This window comes from Micromonospora sp. NPDC023888, from assembly GCF_040639415.1.
Classification (GTDB): Bacteria; Actinomycetota; Actinomycetes; order Mycobacteriales; family Micromonosporaceae; genus Micromonospora.
The window spans coordinates 15,765-36,729 of record NZ_JBEZZW010000047.1; the positions used below are offsets into that span (position 1 = coordinate 15,765).

General features: G+C 71.3%; 18 protein-coding genes. 5 read left to right on the top strand and 13 right to left on the bottom strand.

Features of this window, described 5'->3' with window-relative positions; genetic code table 11:
• Positions 1-10 precede the first annotated feature (10 nt).
• Together AB0F61_RS29950 and AB0F61_RS29955 are read left to right on the top strand one after the other, a co-directional pair.
• On the top strand, positions 11-967 hold the full coding sequence (locus tag AB0F61_RS29950) for an EamA family transporter (RefSeq protein ID WP_357816479.1): 957 nt from the start codon (positions 11-13) through the stop codon (positions 965-967).
• Positions 964-1,593, top strand: coding sequence for an NAD(P)H-binding protein (locus AB0F61_RS29955; RefSeq protein ID WP_357816482.1), 630 nt, complete (start codon positions 964-966; stop codon positions 1,591-1,593). The genes AB0F61_RS29950 and AB0F61_RS29955 overlap by 4 nt, the downstream gene beginning before the upstream one ends.
• Positions 1,594-1,674: 81 nt before the next feature.
• Here the strand turns inward: AB0F61_RS29955 and AB0F61_RS29960 are convergent, their stop codons facing one another.
• The 3 genes from AB0F61_RS29960 to AB0F61_RS29970 all read right to left on the bottom strand — a co-directional run bounded on the left by AB0F61_RS29960 (position 1,675) and on the right by AB0F61_RS29970 (position 5,267).
• A complete protein-coding gene (locus AB0F61_RS29960) occupies positions 1,675-3,489 on the bottom strand; it encodes a glycoside hydrolase family 15 protein (RefSeq protein WP_357816485.1) in 1,815 nt (604 codons plus the stop codon).
• A gap of 70 nt (positions 3,490-3,559) precedes the next feature.
• Entirely contained in the window at positions 3,560-4,036 is a 477-nt protein-coding gene (locus tag AB0F61_RS29965; RefSeq protein ID WP_357816487.1) for a hypothetical protein, read from the bottom strand.
• A gap of 331 nt (positions 4,037-4,367) precedes the next feature.
• Positions 4,368-5,267 carry an alpha/beta hydrolase gene (locus AB0F61_RS29970; protein WP_357816490.1) on the bottom strand — a complete coding sequence of 300 codons (900 nt, stop codon included), beginning with the start codon at positions 5,265-5,267 and terminating at the stop codon, positions 4,368-4,370.
• 35 nt (positions 5,268-5,302) lie between these two features.
• Here AB0F61_RS29970 and AB0F61_RS29975 point away from each other — a divergent pair, with 35 nt between their 5' ends.
• Positions 5,303-5,800, top strand: coding sequence for a MarR family transcriptional regulator (locus tag AB0F61_RS29975; RefSeq protein ID WP_357816492.1), 498 nt, complete (start codon positions 5,303-5,305; stop codon positions 5,798-5,800).
• A gap of 118 nt (positions 5,801-5,918) precedes the next feature.
• Here AB0F61_RS29975 and AB0F61_RS29980 read toward each other — a convergent pair whose 3' ends face one another.
• From AB0F61_RS29980 to AB0F61_RS29995, 4 genes are read right to left on the bottom strand one after another with little or no spacing between them, the layout of a single operon-like run.
• Positions 5,919-8,456, bottom strand: coding sequence for a DUF6493 family protein (locus AB0F61_RS29980; RefSeq protein WP_357816494.1), 2,538 nt, complete (start codon positions 8,454-8,456; stop codon positions 5,919-5,921).
• Positions 8,453-9,787, bottom strand: coding sequence for an SWIM zinc finger family protein (locus AB0F61_RS29985; protein ID WP_357816497.1), 1,335 nt, complete (start codon positions 9,785-9,787; stop codon positions 8,453-8,455). The genes AB0F61_RS29980 and AB0F61_RS29985 overlap by 4 nt, the downstream gene beginning before the upstream one ends.
• Before the next feature lie 43 nt (positions 9,788-9,830).
• Entirely contained in the window at positions 9,831-12,695 is a 2,865-nt protein-coding gene (locus AB0F61_RS29990; RefSeq protein WP_357816500.1) for a M48 family metalloprotease, read from the bottom strand.
• Positions 12,692-13,195 carry a hypothetical protein gene (locus AB0F61_RS29995; protein ID WP_357816502.1) on the bottom strand — a complete coding sequence of 168 codons (504 nt, stop codon included), beginning with the start codon at positions 13,193-13,195 and terminating at the stop codon, positions 12,692-12,694. Before AB0F61_RS29995 ends, AB0F61_RS29990 begins: the two co-directional genes overlap by 4 nt.
• A 413-nt stretch (positions 13,196-13,608) precedes the next feature.
• On the opposite strand from AB0F61_RS29995, the gene AB0F61_RS30000 reads away from it, so the two are divergent.
• Together AB0F61_RS30000 and AB0F61_RS30005 are read left to right on the top strand one after the other, a co-directional pair.
• Entirely contained in the window at positions 13,609-14,319 is a 711-nt protein-coding gene (locus AB0F61_RS30000) for an OBAP family protein (protein ID WP_357816504.1), read from the top strand.
• Between the two features lie 146 nt (positions 14,320-14,465).
• On the top strand, positions 14,466-14,762 hold the full coding sequence (locus AB0F61_RS30005) for a low temperature requirement protein A (RefSeq protein ID WP_357816507.1): 297 nt from the start codon (positions 14,466-14,468) through the stop codon (positions 14,760-14,762).
• Between the two features lie 169 nt (positions 14,763-14,931).
• Here AB0F61_RS30005 and iolB read toward each other — a convergent pair whose 3' ends face one another.
• The 6 genes from iolB to AB0F61_RS30035 form a co-directional block, all read right to left on the bottom strand.
• On the bottom strand, positions 14,932-15,756 hold the full coding sequence (gene iolB, locus AB0F61_RS30010; protein ID WP_357816576.1) for a 5-deoxy-glucuronate isomerase: 825 nt from the start codon (positions 15,754-15,756) through the stop codon (positions 14,932-14,934).
• A 43-nt stretch (positions 15,757-15,799) separates the two neighbouring features.
• Positions 15,800-16,984 (bottom strand): glycoside hydrolase family 88 protein, encoded by a 1,185-nt coding sequence (locus tag AB0F61_RS30015; protein ID WP_357816509.1) that lies wholly within the window; start codon positions 16,982-16,984, stop codon positions 15,800-15,802.
• An 81-nt stretch (positions 16,985-17,065) separates the two neighbouring features.
• The gene (locus tag AB0F61_RS30020) at positions 17,066-17,743 is read right to left on the bottom strand and encodes a hypothetical protein (protein WP_357816512.1); all 678 of its coding nucleotides are present in this window, start codon (positions 17,741-17,743) and stop codon (positions 17,066-17,068) included.
• Positions 17,744-17,748: 5 nt separating this feature from the next.
• Complete coding sequence (locus tag AB0F61_RS30025) at positions 17,749-18,645, bottom strand: carbohydrate ABC transporter permease (protein ID WP_357816515.1); 897 nt, start codon at positions 18,643-18,645, stop codon at positions 17,749-17,751.
• Positions 18,645-19,508, bottom strand: coding sequence for a sugar ABC transporter permease (locus AB0F61_RS30030; RefSeq protein ID WP_357816517.1), 864 nt, complete (start codon positions 19,506-19,508; stop codon positions 18,645-18,647). Before AB0F61_RS30030 ends, AB0F61_RS30025 begins: the two co-directional genes overlap by 1 nt.
• Positions 19,509-19,624: 116 nt before the next feature.
• Entirely contained in the window at positions 19,625-20,929 is a 1,305-nt protein-coding gene (locus AB0F61_RS30035) for an extracellular solute-binding protein (RefSeq protein ID WP_357816520.1), read from the bottom strand.
• Positions 20,930-20,965 lie beyond the last annotated feature (36 nt).

Genomic DNA, 20,965 nt, shown 5'->3' on the forward strand with positions numbered 1-20,965 from the left:
GACTTCCGATATGACAAGTTCCAGAGCGGAGACACTCCTCCGCGCGACCGGCGGCGGCACGTTCCGCAGCGGCCTGCCACGCACTGCCCTGACCGCGCTCGCCCCGCTGGCGTGGGGCACCACCTACGTCGTCACCACCGAGCTTCTTCCGCCGGGTCACCCGCTGTTCGCAGGACTCCTGCGCGCGTTGCCCGCCGGTCTGGTGGCGCTGGCGGTCTCCCGTACCCTGCCGAGAGGGGCGTGGTGGGGAAAAGCGGCAGCGCTCGGCGTACTGAACATCGGGCTCTTCTTCCCGCTGCTCTTCGTCGCGGCCGAGCGGCTGCCGGGAGGTGTCGCGGCAACCCTGGGCGCGGTGCAGCCGCTCGTCGTCGCTGTCATGGCCGCGTCGCTCCTGCGGGAGAGACTCACCGTCTGGCGCGCCGTCTGGGGCGTGACCGGTGTGGTGGGCGTGGGCCTGATGGTGATCGGGCCGGATGCCGCGCTCGACGTGGTGGGGATCGGGGCCGGCCTCGCCGGCGCGGTCACGATGGCGCTCGGGGTGACCCTCACCAAGCGCTGGGGACGTCCCGCCGGGGTGACCCCCATGGCCTTCGCCGGGTGGCAGCTCAGCGCGGGCGGTCTCTTCCTGGTGCCCATCACCTTCCTCGTCGAGGGCCCCCCACCGGTGATCGACCCGCGCGCTGCTCTCGGCTACCTCTGGCTGGGCCTGGTCGGCGGGCTGGCCGCGTACGTCCTGTGGTTCCGCGGCGTCGTCGCGCTGCCCGTGACCTCCGTCGCGATTCTCGGTCTGCTCTCGCCGCTTGTCGCCGCGCTGCTCGGCGCCATCCTGCTCGATCAGACGCTCGGCCCCATCGAGCTTCTCGGGCTCGGGCTCTCGCTGGCCGCCATCGCCGCGGGACAACTTCCCGCGCCAACCCGCCCACGTCGCACGGGCGCGCCGCTCGTACCGGAAGGGGTAACTCGATGAAGATCGCCGTAGTCGGAGCCGCGGGAATGGTCGGTTCGCGCGTCGTCGTGGAGGCCGCGGACAGGGGACACGAGCCGATCGCCATCTTTCGGAGGCGGAGACCGGCCGCACTGCCCCACGGCGTGACCGCCGCCGTGGGCGACGCGGACGATCCCGGGCGGCTCAGCCGACTCTTCGACGGCATCGATGCGGTCGTGGCGGCGACCCGTCCCGCCCCCGGGTACGAACACACCGTCTCCGCGACGACCACGGCGCTGCTCGACGCGGCCGACGCGGCCCGGACGCGCATCGTCGTCGTCGGCGGCGCCGCCCCGCTGCGGATCCCCGGTCACCCGGACCGGCTCGTCCTCGACAGCCCGGAGTACGTGCCGGAGGCCTGGCGCACCATCGCCGCCGCCAGCGTCGCGCAACTCGACGCCTGCCGGGCGCACCGGGCCGACTGGGTCTACCTCAGCCCGCCCGCCATCCTCGAACCCGGAACCCGCACCGGGACGTACCAACGGGGCACCACGACGCTCATCACCGGTGCCGACGGCGCGTCCCGAATCTCCGCGGAGGACTTGGCCGTCGCCGTCCTCGACGAACTGGAGAGCCCGGGCGGGGACAGACACTTCACCGTGGGATGAGATCCCGCACGTGTGGGCCGCGTCCGTGCCGGTGCTCCCACGATCACCGGCACCGGGACGCGTCGGTCGGCGGATGCGGGATCAGACGGGCGGGGCGTCTCGGATGGCGAGTGCGGCCTGGATGAGCGCGGCGTGGGTCAGCGTCTGCGGGTAGTTGCCGAGGTGCGCCCCCGTCGCGGGGTTCAACTCTTCGGCGTAGAGGCCGAGTGGGCTGGCGTAGTCGAGCATGGCCTGGAACAGCTCGACGGCCTCCATGCGGCGCCCGGTGCGTGCGAGGCCCTGAACGAGCCAGAATGAGCAGGGCAGGAACGCGCCCTCGGTGCCGGGAAGGCCGTCCCGTCCCGGCGGATAGCGGTAGAGGAGCGGATCGCCTGCGGAGAGCCTGTCCCGAATGGCGTCGATGGTGCCGCGTACCCGGGGCGACCGGATGTCGTCGATGCCGAGCAACGGCAGGACGAGCAGGGCCGCGTCGAGATCTTGGGAGCCGTAGCTGCGGACGTAGCTGACCGCCGTCGGGTCGAAGCCGCGCGTGCGAACCTCGGCGGCGATGGCGTCACGGGTTTCTTGCCAGCGCCGACGCTGCCGGTCCGGCAGGGGGTGAGTGTCGGCGATGGACAGGGCCCGGTCCAGGGCGAGCCAGCCCATGAGCTTGGAATGGACGTGTTGGGTGGGTTCGCGGATTTCCCAGACACCAGCGTCGGGCTCCTGCCAACAGCGGGCGACGACGTCGGCGAAACCGCGCACCGTGCGCCACGTCTCGGAGTAGAGGCGGTGTCCGGCCTGAGCGAACGCCCAGGCGGCGTCGATCACCCAGCCGTAGCCGTCGAGCTGGTGTTGGCTGGCGGCGCCGTTGCCGACCCGTACCGGAGGGCTGTCGAGATAACCGGGCCAGTTGGCTACTTCCCGCTCCACGGGAACGCGGCGGCCCTGAAGGGTGAGCAGTGCCGGCAGGTGTGGCCGCTGCAACCGGCTGGCGTGCAACAGCCACGCGAGGAACCCGCGGGCCTCGTCGGTCTTGCCGACGCTGAGGAACGCGCTGACGCCGATGCTGGCGTCCCGGGGCCAGACGTAGCGGTAGTCCCAGTTCCGTACCCCGCCGAGAGTCTCGGGCAGTGACGTGGTGGGTGCTGCCACCGGGGCTCGCGACGGGGAGTAGGTCAGCAGCCGCAAGGTGAGCAGGCTTCGTACGACGTGTTCGCGGAAGGGTAGCGACTCGTCGATGTCGGCGACCCACGCCCGCCATCGGTCCTCGTCCTCGTCGAGCAGGTCCCAGGCGGCCGTCGGCTCGACGTGGATCAGCGGTTCGCGGTAGGCCACGGCCAGAACGAGGGTGACGGGACGGTCTGGCCTGACCGTGACCGAGGTGGGCCGACCCGGTTCGATGCTGAGTACGGGCGTGCTGCCCAGCGAGACCGCGAGCGGCCCCCACTCACACACGAGGCCCTGGCGTCGGTGATGGACTCGGGGCCGGCGGTGCCGTGCGCCGAGACGAGGGTCGAACTCCACGACGACGTCGGCCGCCGCGTGTTCGGCCGACAGCCGCCGCACGATCAGTGTCGTGGGTAGCAGACGGCCGCTGACCTCGGCCACCATGGCCTCGGTGAGGCTGAGCCGGCTGCTGCCCACCGCCCAGGTGGTCTCCAGTGTGGCGGTGTGCTGCCGGTAACGTCGTTCGACGACCGTAGCCGGCCGGGCCGGTCCGACCCGGAACGTTCCCGCGTCCGGGCCTCCGACCAGCCTTCCGAACAGGGGCTCGCCGTCGAACCGGGGCACGCAGAGCCAGTCCATCGCGCCGTCACTGGCGACCAGGGCAGCGGTGCGTGTGTCAGACAGCAGGCCGTAGTCACTGATCGGCGCCGAGGACCGGGGGCACGTCGTGTCCGGCCCATTAGTCATGGAGATCGCCTCCCAAGGAGTCGCGCTGGCGAACACGGCGCATCCGGCGGGGACACCAGCGGGGTGCGGGTCACGTGCCGTGGAGGAGCAGCCCGAGAACGACCCCGTAGATGACGTGGACGACAACCGCGACCACGGGGGTCTGGACGCCGTAGTTGAGAGCGAACAGGCCGGGCGGCTCCAACACGGCAGTGCTGGCCGGCCCCGCCCGATGTGAGGCCATCCGCGGGTGGACACCTGGAAGCAGCGGCAGAATCACCGTCAGCGCGATCCCGACGTGCAGCATCCCGAACAGCGCCCCGATCCACCAGGTGGCGCGGTGCAACAGGGTGAACGCGACCGCGTAACCGAGGGCGAAACCCTGACCGGCGCAGAGGTGGAGGAAGAACCCGACGACTCGGGCCCGATCGGGATCCTCGGTGACGAGGGCCCCGAGCACCAGGGGAAGGTCGAGCCGAGTGAGGCCGGCCAGTTGAGCGGTGATCATCGCCGCGGTGAGCGCCGCGGTCGCCACCAACCCGAACAACGCCCATCCGGCCCAGTCCATCTCAGCAGTGGTCGACGTCGTGGGCGTTCGCAGTCGGCACGGCGGTGTGGGCGGCGCAACCGCAGAGGACGCCAGGTCCTGCGACGTCGGCCTCGGTGAGCCGCGCAAATGGGCTGGTATCAACCGCCGACCAGCGGCTCCCAGCCGTCGACACCGGGCACGCCGAGGTGCTCGCGGTCATCGGTCCACCCTCCGACTGGAAAACGTGAGAACCCTACGGTCCCGGACCGGACGCCGGTCTCGCACAACAGGCGACGGCCGTGCCACCCGGTTTTTCACCATAAGCCACCGGACCTGTCGCACTGGCCCGATCACCACCGGGACCCTGCGCTCAGAGGGTTTCCAGTCGCTGCGTGATGAACAGGGCGGCCCGGTCCAGGGCCTGGTCGGCTTCGTCGAGCTGGCCGATGAAGGACTGGAAGACGTGCGGTACGCCCGCGGTGATGTCGAGGATGACGTCGACCTCGGCGTCGCGGGCGCGTTGCGCCAGCCGGACCGAGTCGTCCAGCAGCAGTTCGTTCGTGCCGACCTGTAGCAGGATCGGCGGGAACCCGGTCAGGTCGGCGAACACGGCGGGCGCCGCGAGCTCCTGGTTCGGGTCCTGGCCGTTGAGATAGAGCCCGGCCGTGTGGGCCATGCCCTGCGGGGTGAAGAACGGGTCGACACCCGCTTTGGTGTCCATCGACTCGCCCGTGCGGGTGTGGTCCAGGCCGGGCGAGAACGCGACAAGCGCGCCTGGCAGAGGCAGCCCGGCGTTTCGGGCGGCGAGGGTAGCGGTCACCGTGAGGCCACCACCGGCGGAATCGCCAGCGAACGCGATCGACTCGGCGGCGACGCCGGTGTCGAGCAGGGACTGATACGCGGCGAGGCAGTCCTCGATCGCGGCCGGGAACGGGTTTTCCGGGGCCAGCCGGTAGTCGAGGGAGAAGGCCCGCACTCCTGTCCGGGTGACCAGACCCGCGGTCAGACCCATCGCGGTCTGCGGAGATCCGAGCGCGAACGAGCCGCCGTGGAAGTACAGGATCGTGCCCGGGTGGGTCTCGCCCTCCGGTTCGACAAGCACCGCCGGTCGGCCGCCCAGGGTCAGGTCCGAGGTGCGCACCGGAGGAACCGGGAACTGCGCCATGAGCGCGGCGAAGTTTTTCCGCATCGTCTCGACCGGCTCCGGCGTGAAGCCCGTCGGCCCGTTACCCAGGCTGGCACCGATTGCCGCGCGCTGTGCCCTGCTCATGTCCGACGCCTCCCGCAGACGATAAAATATATGCCGTGGAAGCTAATATACCTGCCGCGGCATCTTTTTCCGATGCCGGGTCCGTCACACTCGCTCAGGTCTTCAGCGACCTGGTCCGCTGTGAGACCCGGCTCTACAACGCTTTGAACGAGACGCTGCGTCGGAAGCACGGCATTGTGGCGTCGCAGTTCGAGTTTCTTCTCTACCTACGCGACCATCCTGGTTCGCGGGTCGCCGATCTCGCCGAGTTTTTCGCGATCGGGGTCGGGGCGACCAGCAAGGGCGTGGGCCGGATCGAGGACCAGGCCTGGGTCCGGCGAGTGCCGAACCCCGCCGACGGCCGGTCGCTGCTGCTGGAGTTGACCCCGCAGGGCGCGGAACTCGTTGACGACGCCGAAGGTACCTTTCAGGAACACCTGGCCACGCACCTCGGCCGGTCGATCACCCCGGCCCAGATCGCGGAACTCGGTCACACGCTGGCACGGCTGCGCGCCATCCTGGAGCACGGCGGTGTCGGCACACCTGTCGGCTGACCTTTTCGTGCGACCTCCTCCGTCAAAGCCGCGAGCGCCGCTATTTCCCAGGTCAGGTAGGCGGCGAGGATGTGGTTGGAGTGCAGGCTGACGCGGGGGCGAGCAACCGGAGATGGCCTCACCTGCCGAGCGCGTCGGCCAGGCGCCGCGCCTCGGTGACCAGCCGGCTCGACCCGCCACGCGCGGCGACCTCGGCCAGCCCGGGCACGTCGGTGCGGGCGCCGGTCGCGCCCGCCGTCTCCGCCGCCAGGGTCAACAGGTCCGGGGTGCCACGCGGGGTCTTCGGCGCCGCGAGCAGCGCGGGCAACGCGGCGGCGAGCAGGTGCCAGATGCTGAGCGGGGCACCGGCGGCGGTCGCGTCGCGCAGTGGCTGCAGGGTGCGGGTCAGCGTGAGGTCACCGACGGCGGCGAGGGTGCCGAGGTGGGCTCCGACCGTGGGAGCGTCCAGGTCGCCGGAGGCGGCCAGCATCAGCAGGGCGTCGACGGCGGCGACCCGGTCGGACTCGTGCCGGGCACCCAGGCCGTACGCGAGGGCAAGGTCGACGGCGGGACCGCCGTCGCCGCCGCACTCGGCGAGCAGCGGCAGGATCGCCGCACCGCCGGACAGGTCCTGGTCGGCGCCGCTGGCGACGTCGGGCAGCGCGTACGCCGCGACCAGTCCCCGGTAACCGGGCAGCGCGGCCGGCCAGAGCAGGGCCGCGCCGCCGACGTAGCTGTCGACGGATCCGGCCGGCACGGTGAGCAGGCCGAACGGGTCGTCGACGCCCTCCGGCGGGCTGACCAGCACGTGCGTCCGTTGCTGGGGCTGATGCTCGTACCCGTAGTAGTAGCTTTGTCGGCGCTCCCGGCGGGGCAGCGTGACCACCCGCTGGTCCGGGGTTGGCAGGCCGCCGGCGCGCAGCCATCCGGCGAGCCGGTTACCGGCGGGCGTGCCGAGCGCCGCCGCCCTGGCCGCGAGGGGCTCGTCGACACGCGCGGGAAGCCGCAGCAGGGCCTGCGTCAGGTCCACCTCCCACGCATCGCGCTCACCGAGCAGGGTCAGGCGGTCGTACAGCACCTCCGGGTCGAGGGCACCGTTTGCCGTGGTCGGTGCCGCGAGCAGACCGGGGTGCCGGGGCGCGCCGACGCGGTCACCGATCTCGGCCAGCCGGGCGCGCAGCAGCCGGTGCGGCGGGGGTACCCGTGGATCGAGGGACGGCCCGCCCGGCGTGCGGCGCCGCATCGCCGCCAGCATCGCGTTCCACCGTCCCCGCCGGACGCGTCCCTCGACCGGGTCGGCCGCCGCGTGCAGCACCCCGCCGAGGAGACCGCAGAGGCAGTACGGATCCCACGGGTGCTCCTCCGCGTCGGCGCGGTGTCGCCGCAGCACCGGAATCACTGCGTCTTTCAGCCGGGCCCGGTCACCACCGGCGAGCCGGACCACCGCGTCGAGAACCCGTTCCAGACCGGACGCCGTCGTGGGGCCACCGAGCAGGGAGGCGGCCTCCTCCGCCAACTCGTCCGGGTCGGTGATGGCCGGGGGCGCCGGCAGCGGGCCGGCCGGTGGCGGCAGGTCGTCGCCCACCGCGCCGACCACGACCCGCGCGGCGATCACGTGACCGTGCCGGGCGGCCAGGGTGCCGGCCCGGTCGCGGACGTCCGCCGCCTGGTGGTCGACCGCTGTCGCGATGACCTCGGCGATCTCCGCGGCCCGCTCGGGGTGCCGGCGGGCGAGCTGGTCCAGCCAGCCGAGCTGCGCGCGGACCAGCGCCTTGTCGGGCCGGACGAGGACGGCCCGGGACGCGTCGAGCAGCCCTTCGACCTCCACGCTGTCGAGAGCCCGCAGCGTCTTCTGCGCCATCGACGCCACGGACCCGGGGGCGTCGGCGAGCAGGCGCAGGTAGTCTCCGCGACGCCGGTCGACCTCGTCGGCGGTGGGCTCCAGCAGGGCGTGCAGGGTGACGAACGCGCGCAACGCGGCCGGCCGGTCGCCGCGCAACAGCCGGCTCACGCACCCGTTGAGCAGCATCCTCCGGTCCAGGCGGCCCTCGCCGGCCAGTCGCGTCAGCGCGCGCGGCAGGGCGAACGTCTCGTCGGTCATGAACTCGTCGAAGGACATCCGCGTCCCGGCGCCATCGACCTGAAACAGGCGCGGCACCAGGGCGTCGAGGAAAACGTCCGCCCGGAGCCGGTCCACCAGCGGGATCGGTCGCTGCTCCTCCGGCGGCCACGCCATCAGGGCGAGCCACCCCTGGACGAACTGGTCACCGGTGGGTGCCTCCGCCTTCTCGGCGGTGAGCAGCTCGGCGACGAAGCCCCAGCCGTCCGTCGGGTCATCGCGGCGCAGCCGGTCCGCCAGCCGGTATGCCAGCTCGCCCAGCCAGGGCACCCCGCGGGTCCGCGCGACCTGGACCACCAGCGCGGCGTCGGCGCCCCGCAGCGACACGTTCCGCCGGCCGAGCAGCTCGGCCGCCGCGGCGGCGGTGGGCAGGCACCCGACGGCGGCCACCGCCAGAGCCGCCGCCTGGTTGTTCCACCACCAGTTGTCGCGCCGCCGGCGCACGTGGACCACCAAACCGTCGGCGAACGACCGCCGACCCTGGTCGTCGAGGCCGGTGACCGCGTCGACGGCCGCGCCGATGTCGCCCCGGACCAGGAACTCGAACGGATCGGTCATGCCCCGACCTCCACCGAAGCGCCCACCATCGTCGTGGCGAGCGCGTGCTTGCAGGGCCCGCGCTGACCGCGGTGCCGCGCCCACCAGGGGCAGGAGCAGGTGTACGAGCCGTCCGTCAGGCGGCGGACCCGGTAGACCTCGTCGCCGTGGCGTACGGTCGCCGCCTCGCCGTCCAGGCTGACCGTGCCCGCCTCGACAAGCGCCCGCGCCCCGACCAGCCGGGGATTGTCCCGCTCGGCCCGGCCGGCGTCGTACGGCAGCACCCGGTGAAAGTAGCCCGCCTCGGCCACGTCGAAGCCGACCCGGCCGGCGGTGCCGAGCTGGGCCAGCGCGGCCCGGACCCGGTCCGCCGAGATCCCCGCCGCGGCGGCCAGCGCGTGGACGTCGATCGTCGGATCCCAGGACAGCAGCGCGGCGACAAGCGCGGCGTCGTCGGCGACGTCGTCCGTGGCGAGCGCGGTCAGCGCGCCGCCCTCGCCCGAGAAACCCCGGTAGGCCTCCGGCGACAGGGTCAGCGACAGCCGCAGCGCGCCGGTGTCGAGTTCCCACACGCTCGGCAGCGGCGGCGACCCGACCGCCGCCGGCGGCCCGTACACCCGCAGGGTCTTCGCGTACCGGAGCAACCCACGCAGCGTGGCGAGCCGTCCGGCGCCGGCCAGGCACACCGCGCCGGGCACCGGGCGCGAGGTCAGCCGCAGCGAGCGCCCGGCCGGCACCACCCAGAGCACCGACCTGTCGTTGCCCGCCGGCAGCCGCCGCAGGAAGGTGGCCGCCTCCGCCGCCGGGATCTCCGCCCGCGGTTGCATGGCCGCGGCGATCAGGTGGACCTCGGCGAACCCCCGCAGCCAACGCCCGGGCAGCGGCACCTTCTTCTCCACCACTGGACCGTCGAGAGTGGACACCACCAGGTCGTCCGGCCCCACCGACAGGTGCAGCGGGTCGATGCCGCCCACCCGGGCCAACGCCTCCCGCAGCGGCGCGTTCACGTCGACGTTCGTGGTGCCATGCTCGACGACGTCGCCGTCGAACCCGGCCGGCACGACGTCCAGCCGCGCGTACACCCCGCAGCAGCCGGAGAACGACTCGAAGCGCATCCGGTCCCGGCTGCCGGTGACCACCGGGTCGAGGCTCGCCGGGCTGACCGGCTGGTGATAACGGGTCCGGGCAACTTCGGCGACCGCCAACAGCCCGGCGGCCGCCGCCTGCGGAGTCGTCAGGAAACCCGAGAAGAACCGCGGGTTGGTCGCGGGCCCGCCGCTGGTCTGCAGTGCCAGGTCACCCCGGTGCAGCGTGGACGGCTGGAGGTAGCGGTACGTCTGGAGGGCGCTCACGGGTGCAGAACCTACGACCAACCCCCGACAGGACGAGGCCCGACTAGCGGCTGAGGGCAGTCACCGTCGACGAGACCGCGGCTTCGAACACGGCCTCGTCCAGCGGCTCCGCGATGGCGGTCAGTTGCACCACCACCAGGTTGTGACCGAGCCGGACCAGGCCGTACAGGGTCGTACCGGTGATCCTGCTCGAACCCCTGCCGGACACGAGGTCGTACCGCACCCGCCAGGACTCCTCTCCCACCTGAGGGCCCGGCTGGGCGCTCACGGTGAACCGCACCGGGGAGCCACCGGGGACGGGGGCGGTGAACCGGGGGCACGCGGCGCGGGCGGCCTCGGCCTCGTCGAGAAGAGTGTCCGGAACGGGGTGGGCGTACGAGGTGACGATCACGATGACCGTGGACTGCCTGATGCTGGTCGACGACTTCCTGGTGGCGAAGCTGCGACTCTCGTCGACCCGTTCGTCCGACTCGACCCGGCGCAGATAGTCGTCCCTGGCCAACTCCCGGCAGGCCGCCGGCTCGACGACCGCGCCGGAGTCCTGGGTGTCCTCCTGCTGCTGCGGCTTCCAGAACGCGGGCAGGGCCGACCGGACCGCGTTGGCGGCGGCGCCCGCCTCCGCGACGGTGAGCAACCGGCCAGGATCAGCACCGGTCCGGGTGCCAGTCGAGGCGTTGGCGCTCGGCCCGACGGTGGTCGGTGACGGCACCTGCACGACCGCCGGCGCGGTGGTCGGCGGCGCCCCGGTCGGCAGCAGCACCGGCCCGCCGGGCAGACCGATGATCGCCGCGCCCCCGACCAGGAGCGCCGCGGTGACCGGACCCACCGCCGGCCACAGCCATGCTCGACCGCCGGGCCGGCGGGTTGGCCGTCCGAGCGGACCGGTTCGTTGTCCGAGCCGTCCGGCGAGAGCGGAGAGCCCGAGCAGGACGGGCATCGTGAGCGCCGCGAGGTAGAGCCACCAGATCACCGGCGCACCGACATACAGCCGGAGCAGGATCGCATCCGCGGTACGGCCGGCAAGCCACTGGTGCACGAACTGGGAGGTGCCGGTCAGCGCCGCGACACCCGCACCGGCGACAAGGGCTCTCCCCACACCGGGGTCACCGCGTCCGACGGCGAGCACCACGAGTGCCGCCCACCCGGCCAGGGCACAGATCCACCCTCGTTGCTGAAGGAGGGAGAGCGCGGCGTCCAGCGTGGCCGGTGGGTTCCGGAGCGCCAGTGCCGATGCGAGGCCCGCACCGACCAACCCGGTCACCGCCACGACGGACAGGACGGCGCGGGTGGCGAGCCGACGCCAGCCGATCAGGGCCACGACCGCCGTCGGCAGGGTCAGGCCCAGCCACGGCCACGGCGCGGCGGGCAGCGCGTACACCAGCCAGGCGCGTACGGGCGCCGACCGTTCCAGGCCGCTGGCGAGGAACTGCAACGGCCAGCAGATCGCCGTGACGGTCGCGGCGGCCGCCAGATAGGTGAACCCCCTCCGGAAGGAGGTGAACCGGTCCGGGCCCCGGCGGGTCGCCAGCCCCGCCAGCACGGTGCAGGCGGTGACGGCGACCACGCCGGCCAGCGCGGCCATGATCGCGAACCGCAGACTGATGCCCAGGCTGGCAGTGCCGGTGGGGAACGACGCACCGCCAACGGTAATCCCGGTGGGAAAGAGGAAGCCGCCCACGGCAAGACCGGCAGCGGCCGCGACGACGGGGGGCCAACGCCGTGACGGCGCGCCGGTGAGTGCCCGGCGGTACAGCGCGGGGGTCAGCCCGAACCCGAGCAGCACACCGATCAGGCCGGCCGGCAGCACGGAGAGATCCCGGTCGGGGGCCAACGCGTTCACCGCCTGTGCCGCCGCCCCCGCGACGATCGCCGTCACCGCCCCGGTCACCGCAGCCTGCATCGGGCCGTCGACCGACACCGGCTGCCCGCCACGCAGCGCGGCGGCCCGCCGTCGCGGCGTCGGGTGCCGGGCGAACAGGTGGCGGAGCCGCCCGGGGTGGTGCGGCCGGGTTGCGGCAGCGGCCTCCAGGAGCCGAACCAGTGCGGTGGCGTCACCGATCCGGTTGACCTGCTGATCCGCCTCGTGTTCGCGCAGTCGCAACACCTGCGCGCGCAGCAGGGCGCTCAGCAGCATCAGCACCAGGGCCCGGCCGACAGCGACGGTCGGGATCTCGGTCAGCCCTTCCCTGCGGATCTCGGAAACACTCGCCACCAGCACCGCCGGTACGACCAGCCACAGCAGACCGCGCACCGCGGAGACCCACCGGACGTCCCGACCCCGCACATGCGCCAACTCGTGCTCGACGACCGGGTCGAACCGCGCCGGGTCGCGGTGACCCACGGCCACCGCGGCCGGCAGCACCACAAGTGGCCGGCCGCCGGGCCGGACGGTGGTGAACGCCTGCCGCACCGACGGTCCCGCCACGACCAGTTCGGGCCGGTGCCGACCGTGCAGCCCGTGCCGATCGCAGAGTTCGGCAAACCGCTGCTCGGCGCCGGCGATGCTGCCCGGGAGTCGGTGGCGGCGCAGCCGCCACCGGTCGACCACCGGGGTCAGTGCCATGATCAGGGCAAGTCCGGCCATCAGCAGGACCCCACCGGCGAGCATCACCAACCCGCGTACCCGGGACGGGTCGGACATGCAGGTCAGAAACTGCATCGTCCGGGTGGCGTCGAATTCGGCGGGACTGCTCGGGTCGACGTCATAGGCCCTGGAGCACCCGACCATCGCCTGCGCGTACGGCTGCGCCAGTGGACGGTGACCGGAGAAGAACACGGTGCCCAGCGCGACACCAACGCCACCCACCAATCCGACGACCTGCAGATAGAGCCAGAGCAGCGGAGTGGGCGGTCCGGCCGGTCTCCGGATCGCCGGAACGGTCGGCGGCTGCCCGTCGGTGTGGGTCACTCCGGCGCGGAGACGCTGTGGTGCAGGGCACCCACCGCCGCGTCGGCCAGCAGCGCGGCCCGCTCCTCGGTGAGCCCGAGGGCGACACCGTGGCGCCGGCACGCCTCGCGTAGAGCGGTGGCCTGCGCATCGGTCAGGGTCAACCGGTCCCCGTCGACGAGTACGTCGTCGCCCGACTCGATCGATTCCGGTGCCGGTGCCGTCGACCGACGTCGCCGGCTGCGCCACCAACCGGCGCCAGCCGCCGTCACGCCGGTCACGAGAACGTCGCTCAGACCCGACGCGACGGCCTGCAGGGCGATCTCGCTGACCAGGACCGCGTCGATGCCGAACCCGATCGTTGCGCCGGGTGCCGGTCGGCCCCGCGGCGACAACCCGTCCCGCCGCCACGCTTCGGCGACCGAGGCGAAGCACACAAGCTCCTCGGGAGCGAGCCGAGCCACCCCAGCACGGGCGGCGGCCTCGATGAGGCCCGACAACTGCGGGTACGTGTCGACCATGCCACCCTCCAGAGAGTAGGCATCAGGATACGCAATGTCCGCAAGCCGAATCGGTCGTGAAAGTGACTGATGATCAGACACCCGAGGTTCGCGAGAAGGGCTTCGGGGGCGCAGCTCGGCTGAGGCGCTGGGCCAGCAGTCGACCCGAGGCAACCGCGCACAAGGTGCCTGGCGCCGGAGCAGTCGTCCGGGTCGGTTTCGCGGGTTTCGTCGGGCGGGACCGGGTACGACACCGGGGTGGCCGAAGCGACGATGGGACAGCTGATGAGGGGAAATCCGGTGCTCCGACGTGCCCGAGCCGAAGGTTGAGGATCCGAACCCGAACGCGGAGCTACTTCCCGAAACGCGAAAGCTGATCTTCAGTCCACCTAGCCTGGCCTGAAGACGACATGATCCTGGCGAAGGAGTGATCGATGGAACGGCGTCCAAGCCCGGTACGACCGCCGGGAGAGTCGACGAGCCTGTGGCACCAGGGGCTGTCACTCGGCTCCAAGGCCCTCCAGGACACGACGCCCCTGAAGGGCTTCGACGCGTACGTCGTCGGGTTCCACCCGGCGAAGGACGACCCGTCGATGCAGATGGAGGCGCATCACTACTGTCGTCAGGTCAACGACGACTTCCTGCAGTGCGTGCTGTTCGACGGCAACACGGCCGAGGCCAACCTGATCGGCATCGAGTACATCGTGTCCGAGCGGCTGTACGGCACGCTGCCCGAGGCCGAACGCGGGTACTGGCACCCGCACAACTTCGAGGTGCTCGGCGGCTCGCTGATCGCCCCGGGGCTGCCGGAGTCCGCCGAGCGGGCGCTGATGGCAATGTTGATCAACAGCTACGGCAAGACCTGGCACACCTGGCACACCGGCCGCCTCGACGAGGGCCCGGGGGACAGGCTGCCGTTGGGCGAGCCGATGCTGATGTGGTCGTTCAACCGCGACGGCCAGTGTGACCCAGCGCTGGAGCAGCACCGCGACGAGGCGATGGGCGTCGACCGCGCCAAGAAGCGCGCCTCGCGGTCGGAGCTGGTCGAGCGCGCGCATCCCCAGGACGGGGTGGCGCTGCTCGACGACGCGTTCCCGGACAGCACCCCGATCCCCGGTGCGGTGGACCGGAGCACCGGGCGATAGTCCACAGCTCGCATCCGCAACGCCCGGCAGGCCGCCTGGGCACCGGTTGCGGCCCTTTACGCCCCCTGACCACGGGAGGGCGAGGGGCGATGGTGGCGCGGAGCCGCCTGCGCCACCGCTCCACGGGGAGGTCCAAGCGATGGCGAGTGATCGTGCTCAGTGTGCTCGTCACGGGAGTCGGTTACGAGCTGGTGATCGACCATCCGTTCGGGCAGCCGCGGCCCAGTTGGCTTCTGTTCGTGGTTGGCGGTCCGATGCTCTTCCTGGTCGCCCGGATGCGGCTGGAGTACGAGATCTTCGGCCGGGTTTCCCCTTCCCGCCTGATCGGATTCGTGGCCCTGGTCGCGCTCCTCGACGCGCTGCGAGGCCGGGGACAGCCGCTGGAGGTGCCCGTTTCGCCGATCGGGCAGGAGGCGGCAGACGTTCGCGACTCCGAGGCGTGACCGTACGGCCGTGGTGGACCCGGCGGTGGCACGGGTTTCCTGGCCGGCCGGCGCTGACCTCGCCCAGCTGTCAGCGCCGGCCTGGTCGCGATGGCCTGTCGATCCCACTGATGCCGCCGGTGACCATCGCGACGCGGCCGTCGAGGCGAAAAGGTGTCCGGGACCGTCGCTACAGGCCCAGGCTGCGCAGGGTCGGTACGGTCTGGCCCACCCAGGCGAGGTGGGCGTCTTCGCGGGCGCCCTGGGTGCGTTGGGTGCCGGCCAGGAACCACAGGAAATAGGTGGTGTAGCCGGGTGCGCTGACCACTGTGTGGTAGCCCTCGGGCATCATCTGCATCACGTGGTCACGGATGGTGACGTTCTCCTCGTACCCATCGTCGGTGTAGACCCGGCTGATGCCGAAACCGTTCGCCGGGCTGACGCGGTAGTAGTACATCTCCTCGTGTGCGGCCTCGGCGGGCAGGTCGTCGACCTTGTGCCGGTGTGGCGGGTAGGTGCTCCAGTTGCCCGAGGGCGTGTAGGTCTCGCCGACGATGAGCCGGCGGGCGGGCAGCTCCGGCTGGGCGATCTCGGTGAGGATCTGGTGGTAGTTGCGGCCGAAGTTGGCCGCTCCCCAACGGCCGGTCGCGACCTGCTCCGGCGCGATGACGTAGGGGTCGGTGGCCAGGTCGCTGGGTGCGCTGGGGAGGGCGATCTCCACGGCGGTGACAGCCTCGATGGTGATCGAGGAGCCGGCCGGGAGGTAGACCGAGTGCGGCTTGCCGGAGAAGACGTCGGCGCGCTGGCCGACCTGCGGGAAGTGGTGGCCGGCGACGGTGAAGTTGGCAGTGCCGCCGAGGATGACGGCGAGGATCTCCCGGTCACCGGACTCGCCGGTCCAGGACTCGCCGGCCGACAGCCGCAGCAGGGTGAAGTCCAGCAGCCGGCAGGGATTGACGGGCAGCGTGTTCCGGCCGTCGGCGGCGGGAATGGTGCAGTGGTAGCGGTAGTCCATGGTCACCTTTCGGGATGTGGGGCGGAGCGGGTCGGTCGCGGGGTCACCAGGGGCTGGTCCAACCGGGAATGGTGGCGCGGGTGAGGGCTTCCAGGTAGAAGTAGTCGCCCCACAGGGTTCCCTCGTCGACGCCGATGTCCTTGGGCTTGTCGTAGACGCCGTGCAGGAGCAGCGCGTTCGAGCCCGGCTGGCCGCCGGTGGAGTAGTGGTCGATGAGCGAGCGCAGGATCGCGGCGGCGGCTTTGCGGTACCGGTCGGCGCTGGCCGTGTCGGTGAGGCCGTCCGCCAGTTCGACGAGGCCGCAGGCGGCGATGGCCGCGGCGGAGCTGTCCCGCTCCTGTCCGCTGCCGTCGCCGAACTCCAGGTCCCAGTACGCCACGTGGTCGTCGGGCAGGCAGGCGAGGAAGTGGTCGGCGCAGGTCCGCGCGGCGGCGAGCAGTGCGGGGTCGCCGATGTGCCGGTGGTTGAGGCTGAAGCCGTAGATGCCCCAGGCCTGCCCGCGGGCCCAGCAGGAGTGGTCGGCGTGGCCCTGTTCGGTTTCCCCGCGCAGCGGCGCACCGCTGTCCGGGTCCCAGTAGAAGGTGTGGAAGGTGGTGCCGTCCGGACGCAGGATGTGCTGGCGAAGTTGAGCGGTGTGCCGGCGGGCCGCGGCGGCGTAGCGGTCGTCGCCGGTGGTCTGGCTGGCCCAGAAGAGCAGCGGCGTGTTCATGAGGCTGTCGATGATTGTGCGGCCGCGCTGGCGGGGGTCGTTCAGGTCGCCCCAGGCCTGGATGATTCCGGCGGGTTCGAGCACGCGCGTCATCAGGTGGTCGGCGGCGGCGAGAGCCGCGCCCCGGGCCCGGGAGTCGCCGGTACGACGAGCCGGGGTGACGCAGGAGAGGGTGTAGAGGAACCCGAGGTCGTGGGTGTCCAGGTCGATGCCGTGGGTCATCCGGTCCGCGAAGCTGTCCACGTGCGACAGTGCGGCCCGCAGGTGGTGGTCGGCACCGGTCAGGTCGTGGGCCAGCCAGAGCTGGCCGGGCCAGAAGCTGGTGGTCCAGCCGACGTTTGCGCCCTCGGGTTGGCCGGCGCTCGGTGGCCGCAGCGGGTAGCGGTTGGCGTCTGTGGTGTCCGCGGGGTACCGGTCGCCGAAGGTGGCGATGTTCGCGTCGACGGTGCGTATCGCGGCGGCCACCGCGGCCGCCGTGGCCTCTGCGTCGGAGCTGGGACGGACGTCGGTCGCCGTCATGGATGCTGTTCTCCCTCGTGGGTCCGGTCCGGTGCCGGGCAGTGTCAACGGCGTCTCGGCTCGATGGCCGGAACGTGGTGGTCAGGTGCGCTGGGGTGCGGTCGTTGGCGGATCGAGGGCGGCGCGCACTGTGAAGCGGCTGTTGGCCCAGACGACGTAGAGCAGCGGCGCGGCGGCGAGGCCGAGCGCGATCGCGGGGCGGGCCGCCAGGATCTGGGCGAGCAGCGCGAGCACGAGCAGAGACGCGGCGGTGAGGTACCACCGGCGCACCGCCAGATACACGCAGGTACGGGCCACCTCGCGCAGCGGTGCGGTGGGTCGGTGGGTGATGGTCACCAGCCCGAGCAGCGCGGTCGCGACGGTGAGGACGATCAGGGTCGCCAGCACCGGCAGGGCGAGTGCTCCGACCCGGTGGCCCCACGCGGCGCGGGCATCGACGGCGAGCACCACCAGGGCGGTCACGGCCGCCGCCGTCCAGAGCATCGCCGGTCGGGCAGTGGCTCGCCAGGCGCGGCCGTAGGTGCGCAGCACGCCGCCGGAGTCGCCGGCCGAGTAGGCCGACATGACCGCGAAGACCGCACAGAGCCCGGGCGCGCAGAGCGGGGCGGTGAGCGCGTACAGGGGCCAGGAGCGCGCCGCGTCGGTGGTGAACGCGAGCGTCACCAGGGGCAGGCAACCAAGCACCAGCAGCAGGTTGGTGACGAGCGCGACGTAGAACCCGTCGAAGACGGCGGTGATGGTGTGGTGGCGCGAACGCATGGGCCTCAGCCCTTCAGTCCGGTCGAGGCGACGCCCTCGATGAAGTAGCGCTGGCCGAGCAGGAAGATGACAGCGACGGGCAGCACGGACAGCACCGAGCCCGTCATGATCAGCGCGTACTCGGCGTTGTACTGGGAGATGAAGGTGTTCAGCCCCAACTGGATGGTGCGCAGCTCAGGACTACGCAGGTAGATCAGTGGGCCGAGGTAGTCGTTCCAGGTGGTCGTGAACATCAGCAGGGCCAGGCTGGCTAGCGCCGGCCGGGACAGCGGCAGGATGATCCGTCGGTAGATGCCGAACTCGCTGAGCCCGTCGACCCGCGCCGCTTCGCTCAGCTCCTCGGGGATCGTCTCGTAGAACTGCTTCATCAGGAACACGCCGACCGCGCCGAACGCCTGGATCGCGACGATCGACCACAGGGTGTTCGACAAATGCGCCTTCGACATGAGGATGAACTGCGGGATCATGTACGACTGCCAGGGCACCGCGATCGTCCCGACGTACGCCAGGAAGAGCAGGTTGCGGCCGGGGAAGCGGACGCGGGCGAAGCCGTAGGCCGCGAAGCTGCCGGTGAGCACCTGCAGGAAGGTGACGATCACCGACAGCAGCAGGGTGTTCCGCAGCCACGTCGTCATGTCCGAGCGCTGCCAGATGTCGACGTAGTTTCGCCACACCACGGGATCGGGGAGCCAGGTGATCGGGATGGTGAAGACGTCGTTGTTGCTCTTCAACGACGCCACCACCATCCAGAAGAACGGCAGCAGCAGCCCTGCCGCCGCGAGCACGAGAGCGGCGTACCCGAGGAGCCGCCCGCCTCGAGACCTGACACGTCGGGCGGAGGTTCCGTGGTTGCCGGGCGCGGCGATGGCCGGGACGGGCGTGGAGAGGTCGGTCGCGGTCATCAGCTGTTCCTCCGCTTGTTGACCATGAACTGGATGACCGTGATGCCGAAGCAGATGGCGAACAGGACGATGGAGACCGCCGAGGCGTAGCCGAACTGGTTCTCCTCGAAGCCCTTCTGGTAGATGTACTGCGAGAGCACCAGTGTCGACTGGCCCGGTCCGCCGCCGGTCATCACGAGGATGAGGTCGAAGACCTTGAAGCTTTCGATGGTGAGCAGCACCGTGACGAAGAAGGTGGTGTGCCGTAACCCGGGGAGGGTCACGTGCACGAACCGCTGCCACGGTGAGGCGCCGTCGGTCTCGGCCGCCTCGTAGAGCTGGGCCGGGATGGTCTGTAGACCGGCCAGGAACAGCAGCATGTAGTAGCCCATGTACCGCCAGGTGCCGACGATGATGACCGCCGGCATCGACCAGGTCGCGGACGCGGTCCAGCCCGGCGGATTGTCCACCCCGACGGCGCCGAGGAGAGCGTTGATCGGGCCGTACTCCGGGCTGAACAGTTGGTTCCAGACCACCGCGATCGCCACGATCGAGGTGATGTAGGGGAAGAAGGCGACGGTACGGAAGAACCGTACGCCGCGCAGTTTGCGGTTGAGCAGCAGCGCCAGCCCGAGTGCTGCCGCGAGGGTCAGCGGGATGTGGAAGACGGCGTAGTAGACGGTGTTGCGCAACGCGGTCCAGAAGCTCGCGTCGTCCCACATCCGCCGGAAGTTGGCGGTGCCGGTCCACTCGGCCACCCCGAAGACGTTCCAGTTGGTGAACGCCACGTAGAACAGCACCACGACGGGTAGGAGGGTGAGCACGGCGAAGCCGAGGAAGTTGGGCAGGATGAACGACCAGCCGGCGACCGTGTTGCGCGACACCAGCCGCCGGTTCCTGGGTCTCGTGCGCGGCAATGTTGCCATAGGGAGTCTCCGGAAGCGTTCGGCGTGGTGGCGGGACCGGCGTGCGGCTCAGGCGCGCCGGGCCCGCCATCAGCTCACTGGTTGAGGACCTCGTTCTTGGCGCGGGTCTGCGCCTTGCTCAGCTCCGCGTCGACGCCCTTGCTGTCGGAGAGGATCGCCGAGTGCGTCTCGTTGAGGAGGTTTTGCAGGCCGGCGGTGTGCTTCGACACCGGGTTCTCCGGCTTGATGGTGTGCTTGGCGTAGGCGAACTTCGACAGGTCGTCCTGCGGCACGCCGTCCAGCCCGAACAGGCTCGCGGTGACCGCGTCGGTGACCTGGGCCGGGGTGATGCCGATCCCGGCCAGCGCCTTGCCGGCCTCCGGGCCGGCCGCGTACTTGAGGAAGTCCTTGGCCGCGGCGGTCTTGGACTTGCTGATCTTCGGGTTGATTCCCAAGCCGGTCGGGTCACCGAAGGTGACAGGTGTGGCGGAGGTGCCGGTGGTGGACTTGTCGAACTGCGGCGCCGGTGCCATCCCCCACTGGAACTTGTCGGCGTCACCGCTCGTTCGCTGGTTGAGCAGCGTGGCCACGTACCAGGTGCCCATCAGCAGCATCGCCGACTGCTGCTTGCCGAACTGCGCCTGGTAGGTGAGCTTGTTGGTCTTCGCGGTGCCGAAGGTCGGCTGCGCGCCGGCCGCCTGCAGGTCCAGTGACCGCTCGTAGTACGGCTTCAGGTAGCCGAAGTCCCCGGAGAGCAGGTCCGCGTTGGGGGTCTGGGCGAGCGCGAATCCCTGCACTGTCGACTGGAAGGTGTGCTGGTAGGCGCCTGTCGCGTTCGAGCCGGCCCCCTTCAGCCCGGTGTGCAGTCGCTTCGCCGCGTCGGTGTAGTCGTCCCAGGTCCAGCTGCCGTCCGGCGGCGTCACCTTCGCCTTCGCGAACAGGTCCTTGTTGTAGTAGAGCACCCACGAGTCCTGCCGGTACGGCACCGCGTACGCCTTGCCGTCCACCTGGTACGACGCGAGCGCCGGGACCGAGCCGAGACCGGAGGCGACGTCGGAGACGTCGAGGAGCTGACCACCGCTCTGGTACGTGTAGAAGTTCTTGAGGTTCTTCATGACGTAGACGTCCGGGGCGGTGCCGGCGGCCAGGTCCGTGATCATCTGGGTGTCGTAGTCGTTGCCCGGGGCGTACTCCTTGAGCTCCACCGTCACGTTCGGGTGGGTCGCCTTGAAGCCGTCGGCGAGCGTCTTGAACTCGGGCGTGGACGCCAGGCTCCAGCCAGCCAGGGTGATCGTCACCGGGGCGTTGGGGTCGACCGGCTCGTCTCCGCCCCCGCAGCCGGCGAGAACAAGCGTCAGGGCCGTCGCAGCGCTGATGACGGCCGGTATCGCACGCTTCATCCCTTTCTCCTTCAGGTCAAGGGGCCCGGACGGGCC